Source organism: Inquilinus limosus (assembly GCF_051487185.1).
In the GTDB taxonomy this organism is placed as follows: Bacteria; Pseudomonadota; Alphaproteobacteria; order DSM-16000; family Inquilinaceae; genus Inquilinus; species Inquilinus limosus_F.
In genome coordinates this window covers 1-24,493 of the sequence record NZ_JAHVDK010000022.1, presented here as the reverse complement: position 1 = coordinate 24,493, position 24,493 = coordinate 1, and the positions used below count along the sequence as shown (strand labels likewise).

Annotated in this window: 26 protein-coding genes and 1 pseudogene; 13 read left to right on the top strand and 14 right to left on the bottom strand. The window is 65.9% G+C overall.

Annotated features, from left to right (window positions below):
• Positions 1-3: 3 nt before the first annotated feature.
• The 5 genes from KXR53_RS23315 to KXR53_RS23295 all read right to left on the bottom strand — a co-directional run bounded on the left by KXR53_RS23315 (position 4) and on the right by KXR53_RS23295 (position 5,673).
• Positions 4-849, bottom strand: coding sequence for an ABC transporter ATP-binding protein (locus KXR53_RS23315; RefSeq protein WP_437377672.1), 846 nt, complete (start codon positions 847-849; stop codon positions 4-6).
• Positions 846-1,865 carry an ABC transporter ATP-binding protein gene (locus tag KXR53_RS23310; RefSeq protein WP_437377671.1) on the bottom strand — a complete coding sequence of 340 codons (1,020 nt, stop codon included), beginning with the start codon at positions 1,863-1,865 and terminating at the stop codon, positions 846-848. Before KXR53_RS23310 ends, KXR53_RS23315 begins: the two co-directional genes overlap by 4 nt.
• On the bottom strand, positions 1,862-2,731 hold the full coding sequence (locus KXR53_RS23305) for an ABC transporter permease (protein WP_437377670.1): 870 nt from the start codon (positions 2,729-2,731) through the stop codon (positions 1,862-1,864). The genes KXR53_RS23310 and KXR53_RS23305 overlap by 4 nt, the downstream gene beginning before the upstream one ends.
• On the bottom strand, positions 2,731-3,735 hold the full coding sequence (locus KXR53_RS23300) for an ABC transporter permease (RefSeq protein ID WP_437377669.1): 1,005 nt from the start codon (positions 3,733-3,735) through the stop codon (positions 2,731-2,733). The genes KXR53_RS23305 and KXR53_RS23300 overlap by 1 nt, the downstream gene beginning before the upstream one ends.
• A gap of 63 nt (positions 3,736-3,798) precedes the next feature.
• Positions 3,799-5,673 carry an ABC transporter substrate-binding protein gene (locus KXR53_RS23295; protein ID WP_437377668.1) on the bottom strand — a complete coding sequence of 625 codons (1,875 nt, stop codon included), beginning with the start codon at positions 5,671-5,673 and terminating at the stop codon, positions 3,799-3,801.
• A 163-nt stretch (positions 5,674-5,836) separates the two neighbouring features.
• Between KXR53_RS23295 and KXR53_RS23290 the strand changes: the two genes are divergently transcribed.
• Positions 5,837-6,775 (top strand): ArsR/SmtB family transcription factor, encoded by a 939-nt coding sequence (locus KXR53_RS23290; protein ID WP_437377667.1) that lies wholly within the window; start codon positions 5,837-5,839, stop codon positions 6,773-6,775.
• Positions 6,776-6,818: 43 nt separating this feature from the next.
• Here the strand turns inward: KXR53_RS23290 and KXR53_RS23285 are convergent, their stop codons facing one another.
• Genes KXR53_RS23285 through KXR53_RS23265 form a run of 5 tightly spaced genes read right to left on the bottom strand, consistent with a single transcriptional unit; the run spans position 6,819 to position 12,176 of the window.
• Positions 6,819-7,664: a carbohydrate ABC transporter permease gene (locus KXR53_RS23285; protein ID WP_437377666.1), complete on the bottom strand. Its 846-nt coding sequence runs from the start codon at positions 7,662-7,664 to the stop codon at positions 6,819-6,821.
• On the bottom strand, positions 7,664-8,602 hold the full coding sequence (locus tag KXR53_RS23280) for a carbohydrate ABC transporter permease (protein ID WP_437377665.1): 939 nt from the start codon (positions 8,600-8,602) through the stop codon (positions 7,664-7,666). The genes KXR53_RS23285 and KXR53_RS23280 overlap by 1 nt, the downstream gene beginning before the upstream one ends.
• On the bottom strand, positions 8,599-9,705 hold the full coding sequence (locus KXR53_RS23275) for an enolase C-terminal domain-like protein (protein WP_437377664.1): 1,107 nt from the start codon (positions 9,703-9,705) through the stop codon (positions 8,599-8,601). Before KXR53_RS23275 ends, KXR53_RS23280 begins: the two co-directional genes overlap by 4 nt.
• A 52-nt stretch (positions 9,706-9,757) precedes the next feature.
• Positions 9,758-11,002 carry an extracellular solute-binding protein gene (locus KXR53_RS23270; protein WP_437377663.1) on the bottom strand — a complete coding sequence of 415 codons (1,245 nt, stop codon included), beginning with the start codon at positions 11,000-11,002 and terminating at the stop codon, positions 9,758-9,760.
• Positions 11,003-11,036: 34 nt separating this feature from the next.
• Positions 11,037-12,176 carry a mandelate racemase/muconate lactonizing enzyme family protein gene (locus KXR53_RS23265; RefSeq protein ID WP_437377662.1) on the bottom strand — a complete coding sequence of 380 codons (1,140 nt, stop codon included), beginning with the start codon at positions 12,174-12,176 and terminating at the stop codon, positions 11,037-11,039.
• Between the two features lie 108 nt (positions 12,177-12,284).
• On the opposite strand from KXR53_RS23265, the gene KXR53_RS23260 reads away from it, so the two are divergent.
• The 6 genes from KXR53_RS23260 (at position 12,285) to KXR53_RS23235 (ending at position 17,784) form a co-directional block, all read left to right on the top strand.
• Positions 12,285-12,980, top strand: a complete 696-nt coding sequence (locus KXR53_RS23260; protein WP_437377661.1) for a GntR family transcriptional regulator — start codon at positions 12,285-12,287, stop codon at positions 12,978-12,980.
• A gap of 35 nt (positions 12,981-13,015) precedes the next feature.
• Complete coding sequence (locus tag KXR53_RS23255) at positions 13,016-14,290, top strand: sugar phosphate isomerase/epimerase family protein (RefSeq protein ID WP_437377660.1); 1,275 nt, start codon at positions 13,016-13,018, stop codon at positions 14,288-14,290.
• Positions 14,271-15,527: a Gfo/Idh/MocA family protein gene (locus KXR53_RS23250; RefSeq protein WP_437377659.1), complete on the top strand. Its 1,257-nt coding sequence runs from the start codon at positions 14,271-14,273 to the stop codon at positions 15,525-15,527. The genes KXR53_RS23255 and KXR53_RS23250 overlap by 20 nt, the downstream gene beginning before the upstream one ends.
• Positions 15,528-16,670: 1,143 nt before the next feature.
• On the top strand, positions 16,671-16,874 hold the full coding sequence (locus tag KXR53_RS23245) for a hypothetical protein (RefSeq protein ID WP_437377658.1): 204 nt from the start codon (positions 16,671-16,673) through the stop codon (positions 16,872-16,874).
• 320 nt (positions 16,875-17,194) lie between these two features.
• Positions 17,195-17,377, top strand: coding sequence for a CsbD family protein (locus tag KXR53_RS23240; RefSeq protein WP_437377656.1), 183 nt, complete (start codon positions 17,195-17,197; stop codon positions 17,375-17,377).
• Between the two features lie 119 nt (positions 17,378-17,496).
• Entirely contained in the window at positions 17,497-17,784 is a 288-nt protein-coding gene (locus tag KXR53_RS23235) for a hypothetical protein (RefSeq protein WP_437377655.1), read from the top strand.
• 59 nt (positions 17,785-17,843) lie between these two features.
• On the opposite strand, the gene KXR53_RS23230 is transcribed toward KXR53_RS23235, so the two are convergent.
• On the bottom strand, positions 17,844-20,066 hold the full coding sequence (locus KXR53_RS23230; RefSeq protein WP_437377654.1) for an ATP-dependent helicase: 2,223 nt from the start codon (positions 20,064-20,066) through the stop codon (positions 17,844-17,846).
• Between the two features lie 15 nt (positions 20,067-20,081).
• On the opposite strand from KXR53_RS23230, the gene KXR53_RS23225 reads away from it, so the two are divergent.
• The 4 genes from KXR53_RS23225 (at position 20,082) to KXR53_RS23210 (ending at position 22,591) form a co-directional block, all read left to right on the top strand.
• A complete protein-coding gene (locus KXR53_RS23225; protein ID WP_437377653.1) occupies positions 20,082-20,723 on the top strand; it encodes a DUF1016 N-terminal domain-containing protein in 642 nt (213 codons plus the stop codon).
• The gene (locus tag KXR53_RS23220; RefSeq protein WP_437377652.1) at positions 20,720-21,181 is read left to right on the top strand and encodes a PDDEXK nuclease domain-containing protein; all 462 of its coding nucleotides are present in this window, start codon (positions 20,720-20,722) and stop codon (positions 21,179-21,181) included. The genes KXR53_RS23225 and KXR53_RS23220 overlap by 4 nt, the downstream gene beginning before the upstream one ends.
• An 88-nt stretch (positions 21,182-21,269) precedes the next feature.
• Entirely contained in the window at positions 21,270-22,349 is a 1,080-nt protein-coding gene (locus KXR53_RS23215; protein WP_437377651.1) for an ATP-dependent DNA ligase, read from the top strand.
• The gene (locus KXR53_RS23210; protein ID WP_437377650.1) at positions 22,346-22,591 is read left to right on the top strand and encodes a hypothetical protein; all 246 of its coding nucleotides are present in this window, start codon (positions 22,346-22,348) and stop codon (positions 22,589-22,591) included. The genes KXR53_RS23215 and KXR53_RS23210 overlap by 4 nt, the downstream gene beginning before the upstream one ends.
• Before the next feature lie 173 nt (positions 22,592-22,764).
• Here KXR53_RS23210 and KXR53_RS23205 read toward each other — a convergent pair whose 3' ends face one another.
• From KXR53_RS23205 to relB, 3 genes are read right to left on the bottom strand one after another with little or no spacing between them, the layout of a single operon-like run.
• Complete coding sequence (locus KXR53_RS23205; RefSeq protein ID WP_437377649.1) at positions 22,765-22,947, bottom strand: hypothetical protein; 183 nt, start codon at positions 22,945-22,947, stop codon at positions 22,765-22,767.
• A 57-nt stretch (positions 22,948-23,004) separates the two neighbouring features.
• Entirely contained in the window at positions 23,005-23,301 is a 297-nt protein-coding gene (locus tag KXR53_RS23200) for a type II toxin-antitoxin system RelE/ParE family toxin (RefSeq protein WP_437377648.1), read from the bottom strand.
• Positions 23,298-23,606, bottom strand: a complete 309-nt coding sequence (relB, locus tag KXR53_RS23195; protein ID WP_437377647.1) for a type II toxin-antitoxin system RelB family antitoxin — start codon at positions 23,604-23,606, stop codon at positions 23,298-23,300. Before relB ends, KXR53_RS23200 begins: the two co-directional genes overlap by 4 nt.
• Positions 23,607-23,732: 126 nt before the next feature.
• Here relB and KXR53_RS23190 point away from each other — a divergent pair, with 126 nt between their 5' ends.
• A complete protein-coding gene (locus KXR53_RS23190; RefSeq protein WP_437377646.1) occupies positions 23,733-23,915 on the top strand; it encodes a hypothetical protein in 183 nt (60 codons plus the stop codon).
• Positions 23,916-24,170: 255 nt separating this feature from the next.
• A pseudogene (locus tag KXR53_RS23185) lies at positions 24,171-24,493 on the top strand (hypothetical protein); the annotation flags it as partial.

Below are 24,493 nucleotides of genomic sequence, written 5' to 3'. Positions count from 1 at the left end.
TCGTCAGGCCGCCGGCTGGGGCCTGGGTTCGGCGGGGAGTTCCTCCCGCCAAGCGTTGCGGACGGGCAGGACCGCCTGCAGCAATCGGATGGAATAGGGGTGGCTCGGGGCGGCGAGCACGGCCCGGGCCGGTCCGCCCTCCACCACCCTGCCCTTCTCCATGATGATCAGCCGGTCACTGATGTAGTAGGCGGTGGCGAGGTCGTGGGTGATGTAGACGATCGACACGCCGAATTCGTCGCGCAGCGTCGCGAACATGTTGACGATCGTCATGCGCAGCGACGCGTCGATCATCGAGACCGGCTCGTCCGCGACGATCAGCGCCGGCTCGGGCACCAGGGCGCGGGCGATGGCGACGCGCTGCAGCTGGCCGCCGGACATCTCATGGGGAAAGCGGCCGCGGACCTCGGCGAGCGACAGGCCGACCTTGCGCAGCGCGGCGTCCGCCCGGGCCTCGACCTCGTCGCGCGTCCCGGCGCCGCAGAACCGGCGCGCCCCCATGAAGAGGTAGCGGTCGAGCCGCTTCAGCGGGTTGAACGCCTCGAAAGGGTTCTGGAACACCGGCTGCACCTCGGCCATGAAGGCGAGCCGGTCGCGGCGGCTGCGGATCGTCGCGAGATCGCGGCCGCGGAACAGGATCGAGCCGCCGCTCGGCGCCGTGCTGTTCAGGATCATGCGGGCCAGCGTCGACTTGCCCGAGCCGGATTCCCCAATGATGGTGAAGACCTCCGGCCGCTCGCTCGCCAGCGAGAAGTCGACACCGTCGACGGCCTGCACGACATGGCGCCCGAACAGGCCGCCGGACCTGAAGGTCTTGCTCGCCTGCCGGACCTCGAGCAGCGTGCTCATGGCAGAGCCACCCCCCTCGCCCGGGCCCTGGCGACGTGGCAGGCGACCCGATGACCCGGCTCGAGCTCCTCGAGCGGCGGCACCGCGACGTGGCAGCGCTCCACCGCCAGGGGACAGCGGGGATGGAAGCGGCAGCCGGCCGGCGGGTCGGCGAGATTCGGCGGGGCGCCCGGAATCCCGGTCTTCCTGACGTCGTCGCCGAGCCGGGGCAGGCTCGAGATCAGATGCGCGGTATAGGGGTGGAGCGGGCGCTGGAAGATCTCGGCGGTCGGTCCCTCCTCCACCAGCCGGCCGGCATACATGATGCCGAGCCGGTCGGCGAGGTTGGCGTGGACCGCCATGTCGTGGGTGACGAACAGGATGGACGAGCCCATCTCCTGCTGCACCTCGCGCAGCATGGCCAGCACGTCCTTCTGGACGACGACGTCGAGGGCGGTCGTCGGCTCGTCGGCGATGATGAATTCCGGCCGGCAGATGGTCGCCAGGGCGATGGTCAGGCGCTGGCGCATGCCGCCGGACAGCTCGTGCGGATAGGCGTCGAGCACCCGCGGGTCGAGCGAGAGGCGCCGGAGGTGGCCGGCGATGGTCGCCATGAAGTCCTGCCGGCTGCCGCCAAGATGCCGCGCGGCGAAGTCGACGAAGGTGTTCCGGATGCGTCGCACCGGATTGAGCACGTTCATCGAGCCCTGCGGCACGTAGGACAGGCGGCTCCAGCGGATGTCGGCGATCTGGGCCGGGGACATCGCGTAGACATCCCGGCGGCCATCCGCGAACGCGAAGGTCACGGTGCCGCCGACGACGTTGAGCGGCGGCCGGATGGCGCGGGCGATGGTCTTGATCAGCGTGGTCTTGCCGGAGCTGGATTCCCCGGCCAGGCCGTAGATCTCGTTGCGGCGGATGGTGAAGCTGACGTCGTCGACGGCGCGGACCTCCCGAGTCACGCCGAAGAACCGCATCTGGTAATAGGCCTTGAGGCCAGTGACCTCGAGCAGCGGGGCGGCGGCGGGCGACCTCATGCGCCGCCCCCCATGCGTGCCAGCCGGCTGCGCGGGTCGATGTATTCGTTCATCGAGATCGCAAGCAGGAACAGCCCGATGAAGAGCATGACCACCAGGGCCACCGGAAAGGCGATCCACCACCACACGCCGGCGACGAGCGCCGTGTGCTGGTTGGCCCAATAGATCATGCCGCCCACGGTCGGCGTGTTGATGTCGGTGAAGCCGAGCACCGACAGCGTCACCTCGATGCCGATCGACCAGTTGATGTTGTTCATCGTCGTCGAGAACACGATCGGCAGGACGAAGGGCAGGTGTTCCTGCACCAGGATCCGGCCGGTGCTCGCGCCCGAGAAATAGGCCTGGTGGGTGAATTCGCGGGTCCGAAGGCTCATCGCCATGGCGCGGATCAGCCGCGCATCATAGGCCCAGCCCAGGGCGGCGGTGATCAGCGCGAGCATGGCCCAGCTCATCGCGTCGCGCATGATGAAGTAGAACAGGACGAGGATCGGGAAGAGCGGGACGACGACGAAGGTGTCGTTGATCGACATCAGCACCCGATCGACCCACCCGCCCTTGTAGCCGGCGATGAGCCCGACCACGAGCGCGATGATCCGGCTCAGCGCCGCGACCACAATGCCGAAGGTCAACGTGTTGCGGATCGCGAGGGTGAGCTGCCAGAAAACGTCCTGGCCGCGCGAGGTCGTCCCGAAGAGGTAATCCGACGAGGGGGGCACGTCCGGCGCCACCACATAGACGTCGAGCGGCGGATACGGCGATGCGAAGGACAGCAGCGCCATCACGACCACGAGCCCGACCAGGACGAGGCCCGCGGTGAACTCGATGTTGTAGCGGACGAGGTCCCGCAGGATCGCAAGGAACTGCATCAGCGGGTCTCCACGCGCGGATCGATCAGCGGGAACAGGAGATCGATCAGCAGGGCCGCGACCGAGACCGCGATGATCGACACCGAAGTGATGCCGAGCACGAGGCTGTAGTCGCCGGCGTGGACGCCGCTGATCAACAGCGAGCCGAGGCCCGGATAGCCGAACACCTGCTCGGTGATGATCGCGCCGTTGAAGATCGCGCCGAGCTGCAGCGCGAGGCCGGTGACCTGAGGCCCCAGCGCGTTCCCCATCACATAGGCGCCGAGAATCCGGCGCCGGCCGACGCCGGCCAGCTCGGCATAGCCGACATAGTCCTCGGTCACGATGTTCGACACCAGGGCACGCATGCCCATGAACCAGCCGCCGATGCCGACCGCCATCAGCGACAGGGCGGGCAGCACCGAATGGACCAGCACATCCAGGGCGAAGCCGAAGGTGTCCTCGCGATTGGCGTTCATGCTGGCGCCGCCGCTGATCGGCAGCACCGGCCAGAGGAAGCCGAACACGATCAGGAGCACGAAGGCGACGATGTAGTACGGGATCGGATGGACGCCCATCGAGACGATCCCGACCAGCTTCAGCAGGCGGTTCCGCCGATAGTAGCCGGCGAGGCCGCCGATCAGGTTGCCGATGATCCAGGTCATGACTGTGGAGACGAGGAGGAGCCCGACCGTCCATGGCATGGCCCGCCAGATCAGGGTGGACACCGGGGTCGGGAACGCGGACAGGGACGGGCCGAAATCGCCGGCGAAGACCCGCCGCCAGAAGGACAGATACTGCTCGACCGGCGATCCTTCGAGACCGTAGAGCTCGCGCAGCGAAGCCCGCATCATCTCGATCGCCTCGGGGCTGGTGACGCCGAAGGAGGTCGCCGCGGACACGCTCTGCTCGACCGGGTCGATCGGCGTCGAATGGGTGATGACATAGGTGATGTTCACGCCGATGAAGACGACGACCGCGAACTGCACCAGCCTTCTGGCGAGATAGGCGAGAAAGGGCTTCATTCTCCGGCCCTCGGATTGCCGGCGGCGCCCGCCGGGCGGGCGCCGCTCGGCTTGTCGCAGGGTTCAGGGCTGGGCTGGCTTCAGCCGCACCATCATCAGGCGCGAATTGCCCCAGTTCGGCACCGGATTGGTGTAGGGATCGGCGGCCGTCGGGTAGCCGGTCCAGTAGGTCTCGTCCATGGCCGTGAAGACGTTGTAGGCCATCAGCGGGATGACCGGCATTTCGCGGACCATGAACTTGGCGTAGTCGCGCCCGAACTCGACGGTCCGCGGATCCTCGAAGGACACGGTGCGGATCTGCTCGATCAGCTTGTCGAGCTCCGGGCTCGACAGGCGCTGCCAGTTGCGCGGCGACTGGGTCTTGCCCGGCGGCGCCACGAACTGGGAGTGCCAGCTGTCGAGGAAGAAGGCGAGGTCGGGATGGCCGCCATAGGTCTCGACGCTCCAGCCGATGAAGGTGTCGAAATCGCCGGCGCCGCGGCGGTCCAGCATGTTGGTGCCCTGGGCGACGTCGATCTTCGCGTCGATGCCGAACTGGCGCCACTGCTGGGCGATCATCGTGCCGGCCCGCGTCATCACCGGCCGGGTCTCGCCCTCGACCATGATCTTGATCGAAAAGGGCTTGCCGTCCGGCGTGTACCAGGCGTTGCCGCGCTTGGAATAGCCGGCGCGCTCGAGCAGTTCCGCGGCGGCCGTGGGATTGGTCTTCCACCAGCCATAGCCGAAGGAGCGCGCGATCTCCGCCGGATCGGTCGGGATCTGGTCCCCCATCGACGGCCGCAGCATCGTCGCGATCTGCTGCCCGACCGTGGGATCATAGGGCTTGATCTTCTCCTTGCCGGTGTCGAGCTCGAAGCCGGCCAGCCAGTCCTGCAAAGGCTTGTGATAGTCGTCCGGATGGGTGCCGGTCGGCGGGACGGCGATGGCGGAGATCGTCGCGGCGCCCCGGTAGGACGCCATCGCGACGGCGCGGATGTCGATCAGCAGGGCCAGCGCCCAGCGCACGTCGCGGTTCTGAAAGGCCGGATTCTGCAGGTTGAAGATCACCGACGGCAGGGTCGGATCGGGGTGGCCGTAGGGGAAGCCCTTGAACCAGGTCTTCAGCGACTTCGACTGCTTGGCCAGGGTGAACATGCCCTCGGGCGCGACGTCGTGGATGACGTCGAGATCGTGATTGAGCTGCGCGATCACGCGCTTGTCCGGCGGACCGGCGTCGACATAGGCGACGTATTTCGGGCCGGGCTGGCCGTAGCGGCCGAGCGTCGTGCGCTGCCAGTCGTCGCGTCGCTGCCAGACGTACCACTTGCCGTCTGGATCGTAGCTGTTGAGCGTGTAGGCCCCGAGCGAGACCGGCTTGTTGAAGTCGAACCGCAGCGGGTCGGACGCCTTCTCGAAGACGTGCTTCGGCATCATCCAGATGGCGTTGAAGCGCACCGTGAACAGCGCATGGAAGCGGGAGTTCGGCTTCTTCAGCTTGAAGACGACGGTCTGCGGATCGACCGCCTTGACGCTGTCGACATTGAGCGAGAGCAGCGCGCTCCAGCGCATGCCCGGGGTCTTGATCTGCGTCTCGACGGTGTAGACGAGATCGTCGGCCGTGAACTCGACGCCGTCGCTCCAGTAAATTCCCGGCCGCAGCTTCACGGTCATTTCCGTGAAATCGGCATTGTAGATCGGCTTCTCGGCGGCCAGGGAATTCTGCCAGGAGCCGTCGAGTCCCCGCTCCGGATCGATGTACCAGAGCGTGTCGAGCGCCAATTGATGCAGGCCGGTGGACTGTCCGCCGGCGTTGATGGCCCAGATGTTGAACCAGCCGGGATTCTTGATCGTCCCTTCGGGGGTTTCAAGGATCAGCGTCTCCCGGCGCGGCAGGTCCGAGACCGTGCCTTGGGCGAACGACGCGGCCGTGCTTGTGACGAGGCCCGCAAAGGCGAGCATGAGCAATTTCATGGCACGCATGGGTTCCTCCCCTATCCGACCGGTTCTGAAGCCGGCTCGACAGGAGTGAAACCTCATTCGAACTATGCGTCAATGATTTTGATATGTATCAAGATCAATGATACACAAACGTGAGATCGCTGGTCTGAAGGATAATCGTGCAATGGATGTCCCACAGCGCCGGTTGCTGACGTTGATGGCGGGCGAAGGCAGCGAGGCGCTGGACGCGCTCGCCTCCCCCGTCAGGCTGGCCATGCTCCGGCTTCTCCGGCAACGCGGGCCGTTGAACGTCAACCAGATCAGCAGCGAGCTGGAGCTGCCGCAGTCCACCGTCGCCATCAATGTGCAGAAGCTGGAGCGGGCCGAGCTGATCCGCACCGAGGCCGTGAAGGCCAGCAAGGGACAGCAGAAGGTCTGCTCGGCCCTCTATGACGAGATCACGGTCCGGCTCGACGATCCGGATGCCCTGCAGGACGACCGGATCATCGAGGTCGCGATGCCGATCGGCCTCTACACCACCTGCGAGGTCAGCGCCCCCTGCGGGCTGTGCTCGACCGAAGGCGTGCTCGGCCTTCTCGACGTCCCCGACCATTTCCTGGACCCGAACCGGATGAAGGCGTCCCTGATCTGGTTCGGCCGCGGCTTCGTCGAATACAAGTTCCCCAACAACGCCAAGGTGGTGGGGAAGGCGATCGAACAGCTCGAGGTCACCATGGAGCTGTCGTCGGAAGTGCCCGGCACCAACAGCGACTGGCCGTCGGACATCACGCTGTGGATCAACCATGTCGCCGTTGCGACCTGGACGTCGCCGGGCGACTACGGCGACATCCGCGGCCGCTACACGCCGCGATGGTGGAAGCTCGCCGGCTCGCAATACGGCAAGCTCGTCACTTGGCGGGTCACCGACGAAGGGGCCTTCGTCGACGGCAGCCGCGCCTCCGCCGTGACGCTGGATCAGCTCCGTCTCAACGACCATCACGCGATCCGCCTCCGGATCGGCATCGAGGATAACGCCGAGCACCCGGGTGGCCTCAACATCTTCGGCCGGGGCTTCGGCAACCATGATCAGGACATCGTCATGCGCTTGCGCCTGCGGCCGTGACGGTCCGGCGAGCGCATCGCCCAGCGTTCCGGAGGTCATGCGCTCAGCCCTTCACTGCCCCGGCGGTCAGGCCCCTGACCATGGCTCGCTGGACGATCGCGAACAGCACGACGACCGGCACGATGCTGATGATGCCCCCGGCCGAGAGCGCGCCCCAGGGCAGCTGGAATTCCCCGACCATGAGTTGCAGCCCGACAGGCCAAGTTCGCGAACCAGTGCTGGTCGTCAGCATCAGTGCGAACAGGAACTCGTTCCAGGCCCCGATCGCCACGAAGACCGCAGTGGCGACGAGCCCGCCTATCACGAGCGGCAGGACGATGCGCAGCATCGCGCCGATGCGCGAGGCGCCGTCGATCCGGGCCGCCTCCTCCAGCTCCGATGGGACCGCATCGAAGAATCCCTTCATCATCCAGATGAAGACCGGCAGCAGGAAGGTGGTGTAGGCGAGGGCCAGCCCGAACCGGCTGTCGAGCAGGCCGACGCTCCGCATCAGGATGAACAGCGGCACGATGATCATGACCGCCGGAAACATCCGCACCACCAGGTAGAACAGCATCAGCTCGCGCCGGCCGCGGAAGCGATAGCGGGCGACGGCATAGGAGGCGAGCGTTCCGATCACGACGCAGATCACCACGGTCGTCAGCGTCACGACGGCACTGTTGGTGACCAGGGTCGGGAAGTTGGACCGTGTCCATATCGCGACGTAGTTCTCGAATGTCACCCTGTCCGGGATGTACTGGATCGTCGCGGTGACGATGTCCGCCTCCGGCTTGAGGGAGGTCAGCAACGCCCAGAGCACCGGGAACATCGCGAAGGCCACGATCGACAAGGCGGCGGCATAGCAGAGCAGGACATGGAGGCGGCGCCGGGCGGAGCGGCTGCGAAGCATCAGTCCCTCATCGCGTTGGAGAGCTTCACATAGGCGTAGCTGAACACCATCAGCAGCAGGAACATGACCACGGACAGCGCGCTGGCGTAGCCGAAGTTGAACTCCTTGTTCGCCTTCAGGAAGGCATAGAGCGACAGCACCTGGGTCGAGCGGCCCGGCCCGCCGCCGGTCAGGATCAGCAGGATATCGGGCGAGTTCACCAGGCTGATGACACGCAGCACGACGGTCGCCACGATCACGACCCGGAGCTGCGGCAGGGTCACATGGACGAACTGGCGCCACAGCCCGGCGCCATCGGTCGCCGCCGCCTCATAGAGGTCGCCGGGGATTCCCTTCAGGGCCGCGAGCAGCAGCAGCGCGAAGAAGGGGAAGCCGTGCCAGACCTCCACCACCATGGCGGCGAACATCGCCGTGTCCGGGTCCGCGAACCACGCCTTGTAGCTGCCGAGGATTCCGATGCGCACCAGGATGTCGTTGAGCACGCCGAGGCGCGGATCCAGCATCAGCGCCCACATATGGCCGGCGACGACATTCGGCAGGAACCAGGGCAGCAGCACCATGATCCCGAGCACCCGGAACCCCGGCAAGCTGGCGTTGAGCACGAGCGCCGTCAGAAGCCCGAGCAGAAGCTCGCCGGCCGCCGCCCCCGCGACCCAGATGACGGTGTTCTTCAGCGACAGCCAGAAGACCGGATCGGCGGCCAGGGCGAGATAATGCTTGAGGCCGACGAAGCCGGTTCCGAGGTCGACCCGGTTGAGCCTCATCTCGCGGACGCTGAGCACCATCCCCCATAGTGTCGGGTACAGCACGACCGCCAGGATCAGCACCAGGCTGGGAAGCAGCAGGTAATAGGCCCAGCGCCGGCTCTCCGACAGGCGGCCGAACTGGCCGAGCCGGCGGGGCGTCGCCGGCGTGGTGTGCAGGCCCAGCGCCGTCATGCCCGCGCCACGGCGGTGGCCTCGATCCGCTCCCAGTCGAAGTCGAAGCCGATCCCCGGGGAGTCGGAGACCGTGAGCACGCCGCCCTCGATCGACAAGGGCCCAATGCTGCCCAGGCCCGCGATCTGCTCGCTCGAGATCACCAGCTGCTCGTAATAGTCGTTGTTGCGGATGGCGGCGCAGAGCTGGGCGTTGGCAAGGCCCATCCCGTGCACCTGGGCCCGCATGCCATGGGCCTCCGCCAGATGCGCGATCTTGATCGCCCCAGTCAGGCCGCCCTTGTAGAAGGTGCTGGTCCGCGCCATGTCGAGCGCGCCGGCCTGGATCCAGCTGGCCATGTTCCAATGGCAGCCATCCGAGGTCTCCGCCGCCAGGACCGGAATGTCGAGCGCATCGCACAGTTTGCGGTACGAGCCCAGCTCGAACTCCCTCATCGGCTCCTCGTACCAGAGGAATCCTTCCGCCTCGAGCACCCGGCCGAACTGCAGGGCGGTGACGTAGTCCCAGCCGGCCGAGCCGTCGAACATCAGATCCGCGTCGGGCCCGGCCCAGCGCCGGAGGTTGCGGGACAGCGCCGCATCCTCCTTCGCGTCCCCCCAGGCGTGCAGCTTGAAGGCGGTGAAGCCCGCATCGATGCACTCCTTGATGTGCCGCTCGTACTCGCCCATCGAATCCCAGGTGACCGTGGATGCATAGGCCGGCACCCGGCGGTCATGGCCGCCGAGCAGCTGATGCAGCGGCAGTCCGGCGGCCTTCGCCTTGATGTCCCAGGCGAGCAGGTCGACGATGCCGAGATGCGGCATCGGGATCTCCTCGATCCGGTCGATCTCCCAGATCAGCGTCCAGAGCCGTTCGGTCAGGAGCGGGTTCTCGCCCACGAGGCGCTTCAGCCGCCGATCGACGAGGCTCATCGCACCCCAGGCGTTCGCCACCTCGATCGCGCCGGTGATGCCGGCATCGGTGTCCATGCGGATCACGGCCTTCAGCGGCTTCCGGTCCGCCGGGGTGCCGTCGCCGGATCCGGCAAGCCCCTTGCGCCAGCGATAGGGATGCGCCGGGTGCTCGGTCTCGACCACCCAGCAGCGGATGTCCTCGATGCGCATGCCGCGCCTCCGTCGGTCGTTGGTCTTGCACCGTGAAGCGGAGCCCCGGCCGCTATTGCAGGGCTGCCTCGAGGCCGGCCATCAGGGCGTCGACGCAGGCTTCCGGCGTGCTCTGCCCGACCAGCACCTTCTGGAATTCGGGAAGCACGACATTGTCGTTCCATCCCGCGGACCCGATGAATTTGGGCGGCAAGCGGCCGAACCTGGTCGTTTCGACCGCGGCGCCGTAGAGCGGGTTGCCGGTGAGGCGGCTGTCCGACGCCGCCTCCGGCGAGGCCGGGAAGTACCCGGTCTGCTCCAGGAACGCGATCGCCGCGTCGGGCTCCGCCCAGAAGGCCAGCCAAGCCCAGGCGGCATCGGCATTGGCGTCCGACATCAGGCCGTTGAACTGATAGGTCAGCCGCGCGATGTGGGCGGCAGGGCCGGCCGGGCGCACCGCCGTCATGAACTGGCCCGGCTTCATCGCGCCGGAGATCTCCGCCAGCGATCCGGTGTGGTGCCAGACCATGGCGGTCTGGCCCGTCTTGAACGCCTCCATGATCTGCCGGTAGCTGTCATTCGGCGCGCTGGGCGGGCAGACCTTGTGCCGCGTGAACAGTTCCGACAGGAACGTCACCGCCTCGACGGCCTTGGGCTTGTCCATCGCCGGCTTGCCGTCCACGACGATCGGCGAGCCGAAGCTCTCGATCATGTCGACCACGAACTGGTAGCCGCCGGCCCCGCCGCGCAGGCCGAAGCCGTAGCGCCCCTTCGCCGGATCGGTCAGCCTGATCGCGGCGTCCTGGAACTCGGCCATGGTCTTCGGAGGCCCGCTGATGCCGGCCTCGTCGAACCAGTCCTTCCGGTAGTACATCCAATCGACGAAGGTGAAGGCCGGGATGCCGTAGATCTTGCCGCCGACGCTCGCCCCGGCCCACCGGTCCTCCGGAAATGCCGCCGCCTTGTCCCAGCCACTGATCCGGTCGGTGAGGTCGATGAGCCCGCCCATCCCGACCATGTCGTTGACCCGCTCGGCGGTCACCATCGCCGTGTCGGGCTTCGACCCGGAGACCACCGCCGCGGTGACCTTCGACATGTATTCGGGGTTCGGGATGTTCTCCTGGGTCAGCGACAGGCCGGGATAGCGCTGCTGGAACAGCGCCATCACCGCCTCCAGCCCCTTGAACTCGCTCTCGCTGGTCAGGTGATGCCAGTAGTTGATGCGGCCTTCCGGTGCCGCATGGGCGAGGCGCGGCGCGAGCGCCAGAACCGGGACGGCCGCGGCCGTCCGCAGCAATCTGCGCCGATCAACGAGCATGGCGAGTCCTCCCTGGTTGTGTTCTTCGATCTGGTCAGGGCGAGAGCCGGATCGGCGTCGACGCCGGGGCCGGCGGCAGTTCCTCCGGCCGCAGCACCTCCGGCGCCGCCCCGGCCCGGGCCCGGGCGGACAGCGCGAGGCCATGGCCCGGCCGGTCCGGCGCATAGGCAAAGCCGTCGCGCATGGCGATCGGCTCCTCGACCAGGTGGTTGTAGTTCTGGAACGAGTATTCCAGCCAATCGGCCTCGGGCAGCGCGGCGGCCAAATGGACCCCGATCTCCAGCGATGTGTTGCCGAGAGTCACGGGGACGCCGTGTTCCGCCGCCAGCCAGCCCGCCTTCATCACGTCGCCGATATGGCCATGGACGTTGAGCAGGTCGGCGCCACGGCCTTCCAGCAGCCGGCGCTTGCCGCGCAGGTCGAGATATTCGCCGGAATTGACCAGCACATGCGGCGCGGCCAGGCGGATCTCCCGCAGGCCGTCGACGTCGTCGCGCAGACAGGGGTCCTCCACCCAGAGAATCTCGAATCCCGCGCGCCGGAAACGGTCGAGCCGCCGGATCGCCTCCTTCGGCGACCAGGCCTCGTTGGCGTCGATCATGATCGGCCCATGGCCTTTCGCGATCTCGGTCACCAGCGCCAGGCGCCGGAGATCCCATTCGATGTCGGGATGGCCGACCTTGATCTTGAAGCCGCGGAATCCCTGATCCCGCGCTTGCCGGAACAGGGATCCGTATTCGTCGTCGGTCAGGTGGAAATCGAGGCCGCTGGCATAGACCCGCACCTTGGGATCGCCGCCGCCGAGGTATCGGTAGAGCGGCAGATCGGCCTCCTGGGCCGCGAGGTCCCACAGCGCCTGGGCCACCGCCTCCTCGAAGGCGAGCGACGTCCGGCGGTTGTTGCCGCCGCGCGGCCGGCTGACGCGGTGGATCAGCCCCGCCGGCGCCTGCCCCGCGAGGCCGGGCCATGCCTCCTCGCCGAAGACCCGCTCGATCTCGGCCAGCGCCGGCAGCGGATGGAAGAGACTGTGGAAGAAGCCCGTGCCGGTACGCCCGTCGTCGGTGTGCAGTTCGACCACGCCGATATGCGCCTGGGTGATGCGGACCTGGCTGTCCCCGATCACCCGATCACGGGCGAACTGGAAGCGCGTCAAGGTGAAGTCGGTCAGCCGCATGCCGGGCTCCTCCGCACGCCGCCTTGGATGACGGCTGTTGATATATCAACTCAGTTAACAGATATTTCTATATGCTGCAATTGATTCATCAGGCAAATGAGCAGCATGTTGAAACGGTCATCCGACGATCGCCCGTCGACGCTTCCCGCCGAAGGCGCGCCGAATCTGAGCCGCGTCGCCTATGAGCGGTTCAAGGAGGCGCTGTTCGAGCGACGGCTGCAGCCCGGCGCCTTCATGTCACAGGCGGAACTGGTCGAGATCGTCGGGTCGCCCCTGGGCCCCCTGCGGGAAGCGCTGCAGGTGCTGCAGGCGGAAGGGCTCGTGACCATCCGTGCCCGCGCCGGCATCGAGATCGCCAAGCCGGACCTTGCGCTCGTCCGCAACTCCTACCAGCTGCGCCTCTTCCTCGAGACACCCGCCATTCGGCACTTCGCCGAGGCGGCGCCGCGCGACCGGATCGAAGCCATGATCGCGCAGCATCGCGAGGTCATCGGCTGGGTCGATGGAGCCGATCTCGACCGCGACCTGGCGCGCCGGATCGAGGAGGTCGATCTCAGTCTCCACCTCGGCGCGATCGACGCGCTTGACAATCCCCTCCTCCGAAGGGCGTTCCTGCAGACGCAGGACTACATCCGCCTGATCCGCCTCGACCACCACTACGCCTACTCCGCGGCGAAGGTGCGGCGGACCATGGCGGAGCATCTGGAGATCCTGGAAGCCTGCCAGACCAGGGATCCGGACGCCGCCGAGGCGGCGCTCAGAACTCACCTGACACAATCGATTCAGCGGGCGATGGGGCTCTAAGCCAAGCTGGCGGGTCGGAGGATCGCCCGCCTCGCTTGGGCAACCTGAAGGCCGGCCGGGACGGGACGTCGAGCTCGGATGGACTCCGTTCGCGCATCAACTTTCGATGCGCGATAATCGCTATTATCGCACTGAGCGATCGGCGCAGGACGAATGTTGGCTTCCGGTCGAGAGGGGCGAATCTGCCCAGTAGGGTCAGTCCCCCGACCGGGCAAACCGGCACTCAAAAAATGCCTGAACGACTTCAGATCTGGGAGGATCCGATGACCAACAATTTTCCCAAGCTGCACAACGCCGCCTGGCCGGGCATCGTCGGCAAGGACGGCGATTCCGAGCCCATCATTCCGCTCGACACGCTCCTGCGTTTGACCGCCGAGGCCGAGGTCGACGGCGTCAAGTTCGACGGCATCGACCTGTTCATCACCGATCCGCATGTCTCGATCGACAGCGACGAGGATGCAGTCAAGCGGATGGCCGATCACATCGCCGGCTATGGGCTGAAGGTGGGCTCCTTCGTCGCGCCGATCTGGGGCGGTGCGGGCGGCGGATCGGCCATGGGCTCGGCCGACAACCGCAAGCGCTTCGTCGAGCAGGTCAGGAAAGCCTGCGTCATCGGACGTCAGATGCGCGAGCTCGGCATCCGCCCCACCGGCGGCATCCGGATCGACTCCTCCGCGAGCGTCGAGGCCTGGAACCAGGATCCGGAAGGCAATACGCGGTTGATCGCCCAGACCTTCTCGGAAGCGGCCGACATCGCCGAAGATCATGGCGAATTCCTCGTCGCCGAGGGCGAGATCTGCTGGGGCGGCATGCATTCCTGGCGCGAAATGGTGAAGCTGCTCGAGCTCGTCGATCGTCCGGGCGTGGTCGGCTATCAGGCCGACATGGCGCATTCGATGCTCTATACGCTCGGCTACAATGCCGAGCAGGACCGCATCCTGCCCAGGAACTTCGACTGGTCCGATCACGCGACGCTCGACGCCGCCTACCGGAAGGTCGCCGACGCGCTCCGGCCCTGGACCATGGATTTCCACGTCGCGCAGAATGACGGCACCGTCTTCGGCTCGGGCGACCATGAGAAGACCGGCCGCCACTGCCAGGTCACAGACCCGAACGGCAGGCTCGATATCGTCAGGCATGCCGGTTATTGGCTACGCGACAGCGACGGAAATCTGACCAGGCGGATGCGCCATATCTGCTGGGACGGCTGCATGTTCCCGAATGCGGTGATGGAGGACCAGAAGACCTGGAATGCCGTGCTCGGCGCCATGATCAAGGTGCGCGACGCTCATGGCTGGCGCGAAGACTGAAGCGGGGGCAACAATGATGGCCAAGACACTCAATGTCGGCATGGTCGGCTACGGCTTCATGGCGCGGGCCCATTCCAATGCCTGGGGCAAGGTCTCGCAGTTCTTCGACACCGGCTATCGGCCGGTCCTGAAGGCGATCGCGGCCCGCAATGGCGCGAAGGCCAAGGCCTTCGCGCAGATGTGGGGCTATGAGAGCGTCGAGAGCGACTGGCGCAAGCTGATCGAGCGCAAGGATATCGATGTGATCGATATCTGCACGCCAAACGACAGCCATGCCGAGATCGCGGTCGCGGCGGCCGAAGCCGGCAAGATGGTCACCTGCGAGAAGCCGCTCGCCCGCAGCGCCGCCGAAGGCCTGCCGATGGTGCAGGCAGTCGAGAGGGCCGGCGTGCCGAACATGGTCTGGTACAATTATCGCCGCGTGCCGGCGGTGAGCCTGATCAAGCAAATCGTCGACCAGGGCCTGCTCGGCAGGATCTATCACTACCGCGCGAAATTCCTGCAGGACTGGACCATCTCACCCGACGTGCCGCAAGGCGGCGCCGGGACATGGCGGCTCGATGTCGACGTGGCCGGTTCGGGCGTGACCGGCGACCTGCTCGCGCATTGCATGGATACGGCGATCTGGATCAACGGCTCGATCAAGAGCCTGACCGCCATGACCGAAACCTTCGTGAAGCAGCGCAAGCATGCGCTGACCGGCAAGGTGCAGAAGGTCGGCATCGACGATGCAGCGGCGGTGCTGACTCGTTTTTCGAACGGCTCGCTCGGCACCTTCGAATCCACCCGCTACGCGCGCGGGCACAAGGCGGCCTATACGCTGGAAATCAACGGCGAGAAGGGCTCCTTCGCCTGGGATCTGCACGACCTCAATCGTCTCGCATGGTTCGATCATCGCACACCCGCCGCACTCCGCGGTTGGACCTCGATCCTCGTCACGGACGGCGAACACCCCTATCTCGGCAAATGGTGGGTGCCGGGGCTCACCATCGGCTATGAGCATTCCTTCGTGCACCAGGTGGCCGATTTCCTGCAGGGCCTTGCCGATGGCAAGCCGGCCGCGCCGACTTTCCGCGACGCGCTGGAGACGACGGTCGTCTGCGACGCGATCATTGCGTCAGGCAAAACCGGCAAATGGGTCGATGTCGAGGCGCCCAGGCCCGTCAAGGCGCAGAAGGCCAAGGTGTTGAAGTCCGCCGCTGTCTCCAAGGCGCTAGACAATAAGGCCAAGGCGTGACTGGCCGCTTCCCGCCCTTCTTGGCTGGTCTGCCCGGAGGGACCGTGCCAGAAGCCGCCATGCGGCAGCTTTCCCTGATACTCGCCCAGCACCACTCGGACGCGATCGATGACGGTCCGCCCCTTGTGCCGAATCCGCCTTCGCCGGAAGGCCGCTTCGGGGAAGCCAGTGGGACCAGAGATCGTCCGCCACAAGCCGTGTGCGGTCATGGCAGTTCTCAGGTAGTGAGCCTCGGGTGGGGCGGACAGTTCCGCCGCCAAGGCAGCCCAGCCGACTTGGTGTGGCCTTCCGGCAGCGAAGGAGCGGTACAGCGCACGGCGTGCGCTACTCGCGCGCTGACCTCGGCGCCCGGCAGCAGGCTCAGCTTCCCCTTCTGAACGCTCCGGAGAACGCGAAAGCCCCGCCTTTTTTGGCGGGGCTCTGCATCAGATCTCGATGTGGATCGAGCTATAACAAAGTTGGTTGCGGGGACAGGATACCACCGATACCCATACAAGCTGGCGATCGCCGTATAGCTGGATCACGTTCGGCAGCGTACCGCTGATGCGGGTCCGCTGCTACGTCATTAAGGAACTCGGATCGCGAGGCGGAGCCGGCGGCGAGCTGCGCCCACTGGTGCCAAGTCTTCGCCTCTTATCGCGCGCCTTCAGGCACTTTCCGCGCAATCGGCATGGCTCAGCAGGATGAGGGCGGCAGCATGAGGCGCCCCGGGCGCCAGGCCCGCGTATCGCCTCCGGGGGCATGGGTTGTCGATCCTGAGGGATAGTGTGGCAGCACGATTCAGGCTCGGTGACCGGGTGCGACTGCGGCCCGAGGCCGCGATCGGGAGGCTCTGGGCGTACAAGGGCGCTGTCGGAACCGTGATAGACACGGTCGAGCTTCCCGGTCGCATCCACCGCGTGACCGTGAGCTTTGCGCCCAGATACCTGAAGAACCTGGACGATCAGGATAAGTCGCTGTTCGAGAAGGCGGAGCGAGAAAATAAGTAACATGCAGCTCGCGAATTCGTGGAACCAAAACCAAAGTGCGCCGATTGGCAGAGGTGGACACTTCCTCCCACTTGCTTGCCTCGCCCCGCTCTCGCGGGGCGCTTTGTTTCACGTCTCCTACTGCAGTACTCTCCGCGGTGCCGGCGCGAGAACCTTGACGACCATCTCGATCGACGCGGGCTGGAAGGGCTTGGGGACAAATGGGCAAACCCGAGTGTTCCGCCGCGATGCGGTCTTGGGGGTGCGAGCTGACGAACGCATATGGGATTCGGCGTTTCCGAAGCACATCGGCCACCGGGTAGACGTCCGCGTCGGCGCCGATTTCGATATCGAGCAAGGCGGCACAGATCTCTTCTGAATGAGCGAGGGCCAATGCCGGCGTCAGCTCGCCGACTGGGCCGATCACTTCGTATCCCGCGTCGTGGAGGATCAGCTGGATTTGGGTTCCGATCCACCAATCGTCCTCGACCACAAGCACGCGAAAGTTGCGGCTGGATTCATTCAGCATGTCTCTCTCCCCGGCAGTCAAGCGGTACAATGGGGAAGAACAGACATTGGTTCTGTGAGGTAAGTACCTTCAGGCAAGAAATTTCCTTCGAAAGAGTCCGGGCGGGTATTCGGAACCGACCGAACCGGTGCGCCATTGTCCAGGTAGTGGCAACTCTGGGGAGAGTCGCGATGGACAAGGATCGCATCGCCGGTACCGGAAAGCAGGCCAAGGGCGCTATGAAGGACGCCGCTGGGAAGGCCATGGGCGACCGGAAAATGCAGGCCGAGGGCAAGATGGACAAGGCCGAGGGCCGGGTGCAGAAGGCTGTCGGTAAGGGGAAGGACGCCATCCGCGACGCCACCCGCCGCTGACCGCAAGCTGAATCGGGGAGGCCCGCCATTCTCGCGTGGCGGGCCTCCGTGTTGTTGAGAAGGCTCATACGCCGGGATTATCGAGGCGTCGTGCGGTGTTCCGCGGCCGGAGCACACAGATGGCCGAGCAAGATCGTATCGAGGGTGCGGGGCTGCTCTATAGCCCGCGGAGTGGTGCCAGCTGGACGGGCCGATACCGCGTCGCAGCCCGGGTCCGGCGCAATGCGGCCGGTCACCGCCCCTGTGGCGCTTTTCTCACCGACAGGGATATCGACATCACCTTCATCGACGAGTTCATCGCCGGATCCGATCTGCTGCTGAGACTCGAGGACGGCCGGACGGTGAAGGTCAAGGTCGGTGGCATGGGCAATCGGAAGCTCGTGTTGTTCGGCGCCCGAATGCAGTGACCGGCCGATCCCGAATGGCACGCCTGTGCGGGCCGGCGGTTACCGGCCCAACCTGAGCCTCAGCTCCACATCGCCCTCGCTTTGGCGCCCACGTCTATTCGCGGGCGGGCCGAGCTCGGCGCCGCCGACTGGGGGGCTACGGCACTCGACCAGGCCGACGCGTCGAACAACCCGAGGATCTGTGAAGGGATGAATCTCGTCCGCGGCGCGTAGACATGCCGGTCCCCGCGCTGCGGCTGCCCATGCGTATAGAAGCGGTGCGGCACGACCAAGTGCAGGTCGTCCTTCGCCCGTGTCATCGCGACGTGGAGGAGGCGGCGCTCCTCCTCGATCTCCTCCCTCGAGCCGGTGCCCAGGTCGGACGGGATGCAGCCGTCAACGACATTCAGGATGTGGACCGACCGGAATTCCCGCCCCTTGGCCGAGTGGATGGTGGACAGCACCAGGTAGTCATCATCGAGCAGCGGCGCCCCGGAATGGTCGCCGGTCGCCTCCGGAGGATCCAGGGCCAAGTCGGTGAGGAACTCCGATCGGGACGCCGAGCCGGCGGCGATCTGCGCCAGCTGCACCAGGTCGGCCGAACGGATCTCGGCATCCTCGTGGATCCGCTCCAGATGCGGCCCGTACCAGCGCTGGATCGCGTCGAGCTCTGCCGGCCACGTCAGGTCGCGATCGCGCAATGCCCGCATCAGGGCCGCGAGGTCCGACCAGGCGGCGGCGGCCGCCGCCGGCGGCTTCGACCCGGCGAGCGCCGCAAAGGGCATCAGTGCCGCGGCCATCTCGTCCAACACCCGGCCGGAATGGGCCGGGCCGATTCCTGGCAGAAGCTGCAGGACCCGGAAACCGGCAATGCGGTCGCGTGGGTTCTCCGCCCATCGCAACACGGCGAGCACGTCCTTGACGTGCGCGGAGTCGAGGAACTTCAGGCCGCCGAACTTCACAAAGGGAATATTCCGGCGCGTCAGTTCCACCTCAAGGTGGCTCGAATGACTGGAGGTCCGGAACAGCACGGCCTGCTGCTTCAGCGGCACCCCGGCCTCCCGGTCCTCGAGCACGCGATCGGCGACATATCGGGCCTGCTCGATCTCGTCGCGCACGCTGACCACCCGCGGCCGCTGCTCGGAGATCCTCTCTGACCATAGCTCCTTGACATAGCGCTCGGGCGCCAGGTCAATGACTGCATTCGCCGCCGCCAAAATCGGCTTCGTCGACCTGTAATTCCGGGCGAGCGTCAGCACCGTCGCCCGCGGCGTGAACAGCCCCGGAAAATCCAGGATGTTGCGGACCGTGGCGGCGCGGAAGCTGTAGATGGCCTGCGCATCGTCACCGACCACCGTCAGACCCCGGCCGTCGGGCTTCAGCCCGGTCAGGATGGTCGCCTGCAGGCGGTTGGTGTCCTGATACTCGTCGACCAAGACATAGTCGAACCGGCTGCGGATCTCGTCCGCGAGATCTGGATCCTCCATAGCCTGCGCCCAGTGCAGCAGCAGGTCGTCGTAGTCCAGCACCATCTGGCCCTGCTTGGCCTCCACGTAGCCGGCGAACAGCCGGCGGAGCTCGTCGCCCCAGTTGGCGCACCATGGGAAGGTGTCCTTCAGCACCTCGGACAGCGGCAGCTGCGCGTTGACCACCCGCGAATAAATCTCGAGGCAGGCGTGCTTGGTCGGGAACCGCTCCTTGGTCGCCGACAGGCCGAGCTCGTGGCGAATCACGCCCATCAGGTCGGCCGAGTCCTCGCGGTCGTGGATCGTGAAGGAGACATCGAGGCCGAGCTGGTCGGCATGGTCGCGCAGCAGCCTGGAGCCGATCCCGTGGAAGGTGCCCGCCCAGGCGAGCGCCGCGGCAGCGCCCTCGCCGAGGGCCCGAGATGCGATTCGCTCGGTTCGGCGTTTCATTTCGTCGGCGGCCCGGCGCGAGAAGGTCAGCAGCAGGATCCGGAACGGATCGGCGCCGGCCTCGATCAGCCGCACGACCCTATGCGCCAGGGTGTTCGTCTTGCCCGTGCCGGCGCCGGCGATAACCAGGAGCGGCCCGACGCCGCTGTCGCCAATGGCGAATTCTGCGGCCGCTCGCTGTTCGGCGTTGAGCGTGTCCAGATAGCTCGGGGTCTGAGTGGTCGACTCGGCGGCGTTCATGCGACCAGTCAGCATCATTCTCGATTTGTTCGCAATGCGCTTGCCGCGACCGTTCGCGTCGGGGCGAGCCCGCGGGTTGCTGCTGACAGGATTTGCTTCGGCCCGCTCTCCGGATGGGTGGCGTTCAGGAGTGGCATCGGCCATCATCGGTCAGCAGCATGGATGGCTTTCTCACGTACCGCCGACGAAAGCGCGATGACGGATCACCTTGCCGAGATGCCTGGGGGCTATAGCGATTGGCTCGCGGAGGTGAAGGCGCGCATCCGGGAGGCCCGGCTGAGGGCGTCCCTGTCCGTCAATACCGAGCTGATCGGACTCTACTGGCGCATCGGCCGTGATATTCTGGAACGACAGGGCCGACACGGATGGGGCGCGAAGGTCGTCGATCGCCTGGCTGCCGATCTCCGCGCCGATTTCGAGGGCGCGCGCGGGTTCTCGCGCGCGAACCTGCTGTACATGCGGGCGTTCGCCGAAGCCTGGCCTGACCCGTCAATCGTCCAACGGGTCGTTGGACGAATTCCCTGGGGGCAGAACATCGAGCTGCTCACCAAGGTGAAGGATCCGGCCACCCGGCTATGGTACGCGGAAGCGACCGTCGAGCATGGCTGGAGCCGGCCGGTGCTTGCGGCACAAATCCAGACGCGGTTGCATGAACGCCAGGGGCAGGCGATCACGAACTTCAGCCGCGCGTTGCCGCCAGCCGAATCCGACCTCGCCCAGAAGATCCTGAAAGATCCCTACCAATTCGATTTCCTCGCCCTCACAGAGAACGTCAAGAGCGGGACCTGGAGCACGCGCTGGTGACGCGCGTGAAGGATCTCCTGCTCGAGATGGGCAAGGGATTTACGTTCATCGGCAGCCAGCACCATCTGGAGATCGGCGGACAGGACTGGTATGTCGACCTGCTTTTCTATCATCGTCGGTTGCGGTGCCTGATCGCCGTCGATCTCAAGATCGGCGCCTTCCAGCCGGAGCACGCCGGCAAGATGAATTTCTATCTTGCGGCGCTGGACGACAGCGAGCGGGAGCCCGAGGACAATCCGAGCATCGGCCTGATCCTGTGTCGGGAGCGAAACCGCGTCGTCGTCGAGTATGCGCTGCGCAGCGTCAGCAGTCCGATCGGCGTCGCCGAATACAAGTTGCTGCTGGCCGAGGCGTTGCCGGCGGCGCTTGCCGAAGCGTTGCCGACCGCTGAGGAGATCGAGTCGGGAATGGCGTTGCCCGATGACGATCAGATCGACAGCTCCGACACGTACCTGTAGCGGCTTGCGATCATCAATGGCTCGGCCGGGGATGGAGACGAATTCGGGCCGACTACCTTTAGCGAAAATGCAGCGGAACCCTGGATCGGTGAAGCACCGTTTTCCTGTGGTGATCGCGCTGGCCCCAACCGCATCCTCGGGCAGGATGCCCGGAATCGACGTGCCGCTCTCCTTAGAGCCGATGGAGGCCGAGTCCGTCAGCGAGCTGCCGGAGGGCCGGCGCTGGCAATATGAGCCGAAATGGGACGGCTTCCGCTGCATCACCTTCAAGGATGGCGAGCGTGTCGAGCTCCAGTCACGCAATCAGAAGCCGCTCGGCCGGTACTTTCCCGAGTTGGTCGAGGCCCTGGGCGACCTCCCGGTGGACCGCTTTGTGCTGGATGGAGAGATCCTGGCCTTTGTCAACGGCGACCCGACCTTCGAGGCACTCCAGCTTCGGCTCCACCCCGCCGCCAGCCGAGTGGCGAAGCTCGCGGCCGAGCAGCCCGCCATCTTCATGGCATTCGACCTGCTGGCTACGGAAGATGGCAAGTCGGTCATCTCCCGCCCGCTGCGCGAGCGACGCGCTCTCCTTGAGGAGATGTTCGAGGGCATCGACCCGGACCTCGCCAGGGTGATGCTGTCACCGGCGACGAATGACCGTGACCTCGCGCTGCGGTGGACGAAGGAGTTCGGGCATGGCCTCGACGGCATCGTCGCGAAGCGGCTCGATCTCCCGTACCAGCCGGGCGAGCGGGCGATGCGGAAATACAAGCTGTGGACCACGGTCGACTGCGTTGTCGCGGGCGTCTACTACAAGCAGCCTGGTCAGCAGCTCGACTCCCTCCTTCTGGGTCTCTATGACCGCGACGGCCTGCTGCACTATGTCGGTCGCGTGCGTGTCGGCAAAGCCGACCCGGAGATGGAGCGGCGGATCCGCCCGCTGATCGGCGGCAAACTGGCCTTCAGCGGCCGCGCGCCAGGCGGACCCAGCCGCTGGTCAGGCCGAGAGCGCAACCCGATTCCGGTGGCGCCGAAACAGGTGGTCGAGGTTTCGGCCGACCACATCACCGACAACCACATGCGCCATGGGGCGCGGCTGCTGCGCTGGCGCGACGACAAGCCGCCGAGACGCTGCACCATGGACCAGATCGCTGGCGGCCGGAGCGATCTTAAGGAGCTCTCATGAGTGACGAGGAGAGCCCGGACCATTGGTATCCGGTCTGTGGCTGGACGATGGGCACGCTGCCGGAGTGCGGGTGCCTGGTCCACCTCCGGTATCTGGCCACGCCGATCTCCCCGAACGAGGATGTTCTGACGATCCCGCTCGCGCTTACCGCCGAGCAGGCGCGGGATCTATCAAAGCACCTCGCATGGCTGGCCGACGAGGCAGAGAATCGAATCGATCCGATGCCACGGGCGAAGCAGTAGTGTTGTCGCGTGTACACCGGGTCGCCCGCGCTTGGCTCGGCCGCTACGGAGCCAATATTCGCCGCGCTCCGTCAGCGCGGCATCGATCGCCGCGAGCGTGGTGCGCTTGGTCGCCCTGGTCAACAGCTAGCGGACGGTCGGCTTGCGGTTGGCGGCCTGGCTGTGACCCACAATCATGAAGACTCATGCTCTTCGAGCGGCAGCCGGGTCAGCACGGCCGCCCAGAAGGCATCGACCTCGTCGGGCTCGTTGTCGGTCAGGTGGCGGAAGAGCCGCGGCAGCTTGCTGGGCGGCACCAACATCGGGGACTGACAGTACAGGGCAAGTAGCGACCGCGCCGAGCAAAGACGCGACATCCAAAATCTCTCTCATCGAATGGAGAAAGCCTAGTATCGCGTCAGCGCGGTCAAGCGCTAATGCTCGTCGACCAGATCGGCCGACCACTCGCGCCGGGTGTGCAAAATCCGCAGGATCCGCACCGTGTCACCCTCGACGCGGTAGATCAAGAAGTACGGTGTGCGGTTGATGGTCAGCTCGTGGGTGCCCTCGGCCCGCCCAGGCCGCCCACTATTGGGCAGCTGGAGCAGCGTCAGCACGCGAGCCAGGATCCGTTCATCCACGAGCTCGGCCGCCCGCGGATTTACCGCTTCGATGTGGTTATAGATGGCGAGACGATCGGCCTCGGCGGCCGGGCGCCAGCGCAGCTTCAAGATTTACCCGCGCCCAGCTTGCGCCGCGTTTCAGCCCGACGTGCGGCGAACCTAGCCTCGACCTCCTCGTGCGGGATGTCCGGCCGCGGATCGTCGAGCGCCTCCTGCACCTTCGCGCGCACCCAGGCGTCGTAAGTCTCCGGGTCGACCGCCAGGCCGGCCGGCAGGGCACCCTCATTCGCGACCCGGGTCAGCAGCATCCGCACGGCGTCGGACACGGTCAGGCCCATCTGCGCGAGCACGAGCGAGGCCTTGTCCCTCAAAGCGGGGTCGATGCGGGTCTGGATCAGTGCGCTTGACACCATCTCGATCCTCCTGTCACCACGACAGTGTAATTCAATCGCATTACGTGTCAAGTTGGATCGGGCGGAGGCTCGCCCGCGGCCGGGCCACGCTACTTTCCTCCCGGCAGCGTGAGCGGGAGAGCGGGCGTGGAGCGGCACAGCGAGGCATACTACCGAATTAAGGACGAGCTGGCGATCAAGACGCGGATCGTCGCCGAAGACCCGGACCACATCGGCGTCAACTCCACCGGCGAACGCATCGCCGTGGCGCTCCTCCTGAACCGTCTCGACCTGCTGCCTTCGGGCTACAGCGACGGCCTGTGGGAGTGACGCATCATCGACGGCCGGTAGGCGTTCAGTCCTCACATCGGCCTCCGCGCGATCCGGCCGGAAATCGCCAGAATCCACAGCTTCCGGAGAACTGAGAATTTTCAACAAATTGAATGTGAAAGTAATCGTATAGACCACGCGAGAGCTTGGGCAACAGAGTGATGTTTCGAATTTTCGGCATATTGATTTATTTCTCTGATCTGCTGTTGAGGATTATGATCTTTCCCTCGGTCTTCGTATCCTGGGGAGAGTGCGATGACTGTCTCAGCGGAACTTTTGGAGTTGCTGGGCATCGACAGCTCGAACGAGCAGGACGATGTTCTCTACGGCGACGACTTCCTGCTCGGCACCATCAGCGGCGGCGCCGGCAACGACTATGTCGAAGGCAAGGGCGGGCTCGACCTGCTCACCGGCGGCACCGGTTCCGACACCGTCGGCTACTCGGAATCCGATGTCGGGGTGCACATCAATCTCGGCAATCTGCTGCTCGGCCTGCTCGGCGCCTGGGGCGGCGACGCCGACGGCGACGTGCTGGTCAACGGCTTCGAGAACGTGGTCGGTTCGGCCCATGCCGACGA

Bases quoted from the DNA above. Each gene is read 5' to 3' on its own strand.
- KXR53_RS23315 (WP_437377672.1), bottom strand. From the start codon at position 849: ATGAGCACGCTGCTCGAGGTCCGGCAGGCGAGCAAGACCTTCAGGTCC.
- KXR53_RS23310 (WP_437377671.1), bottom strand. From the start codon at position 1,865: ATGAGGTCGCCCGCCGCCGCCCCGCTGCTCGAGGTCACTGGCCTCAAG.
- KXR53_RS23305 (WP_437377670.1), bottom strand. From the start codon at position 2,731: ATGCAGTTCCTTGCGATCCTGCGGGACCTCGTCCGCTACAACATCGAG.
- KXR53_RS23300 (WP_437377669.1), bottom strand. From the start codon at position 3,735: ATGAAGCCCTTTCTCGCCTATCTCGCCAGAAGGCTGGTGCAGTTCGCG.
- KXR53_RS23295 (WP_437377668.1), bottom strand. From the start codon at position 5,673: ATGCTCGCCTTTGCGGGCCTCGTCACAAGCACGGCCGCGTCGTTCGCC.
- KXR53_RS23290 (WP_437377667.1), top strand. From the start codon at position 5,837: ATGGATGTCCCACAGCGCCGGTTGCTGACGTTGATGGCGGGCGAAGGC.
- KXR53_RS23285 (WP_437377666.1), bottom strand. From the start codon at position 7,664: ATGCTTCGCAGCCGCTCCGCCCGGCGCCGCCTCCATGTCCTGCTCTGC.
- KXR53_RS23280 (WP_437377665.1), bottom strand. From the start codon at position 8,602: ATGACGGCGCTGGGCCTGCACACCACGCCGGCGACGCCCCGCCGGCTC.
- KXR53_RS23275 (WP_437377664.1), bottom strand. From the start codon at position 9,705: ATGCGCATCGAGGACATCCGCTGCTGGGTGGTCGAGACCGAGCACCCG.
- KXR53_RS23270 (WP_437377663.1), bottom strand. From the start codon at position 11,002: ATGCTCGTTGATCGGCGCAGATTGCTGCGGACGGCCGCGGCCGTCCCG.
- KXR53_RS23265 (WP_437377662.1), bottom strand. From the start codon at position 12,176: ATGCGGCTGACCGACTTCACCTTGACGCGCTTCCAGTTCGCCCGTGAT.
- KXR53_RS23250 (WP_437377659.1), top strand. From the start codon at position 14,271: ATGGCTGGCGCGAAGACTGAAGCGGGGGCAACAATGATGGCCAAGACA.
- KXR53_RS23240 (WP_437377656.1), top strand. From the start codon at position 17,195: ATGGACAAGGATCGCATCGCCGGTACCGGAAAGCAGGCCAAGGGCGCT.
- KXR53_RS23235 (WP_437377655.1), top strand. From the start codon at position 17,497: ATGGCCGAGCAAGATCGTATCGAGGGTGCGGGGCTGCTCTATAGCCCG.
- KXR53_RS23230 (WP_437377654.1), bottom strand. From the start codon at position 20,066: ATGATGGCCGATGCCACTCCTGAACGCCACCCATCCGGAGAGCGGGCC.
- KXR53_RS23225 (WP_437377653.1), top strand. From the start codon at position 20,082: ATGGCTTTCTCACGTACCGCCGACGAAAGCGCGATGACGGATCACCTT.
- KXR53_RS23210 (WP_437377650.1), top strand. From the start codon at position 22,346: ATGAGTGACGAGGAGAGCCCGGACCATTGGTATCCGGTCTGTGGCTGG.
- KXR53_RS23205 (WP_437377649.1), bottom strand. From the start codon at position 22,947: ATGTCGCGTCTTTGCTCGGCGCGGTCGCTACTTGCCCTGTACTGTCAG.
- relB (WP_437377647.1), bottom strand. From the start codon at position 23,606: ATGGTGTCAAGCGCACTGATCCAGACCCGCATCGACCCCGCTTTGAGG.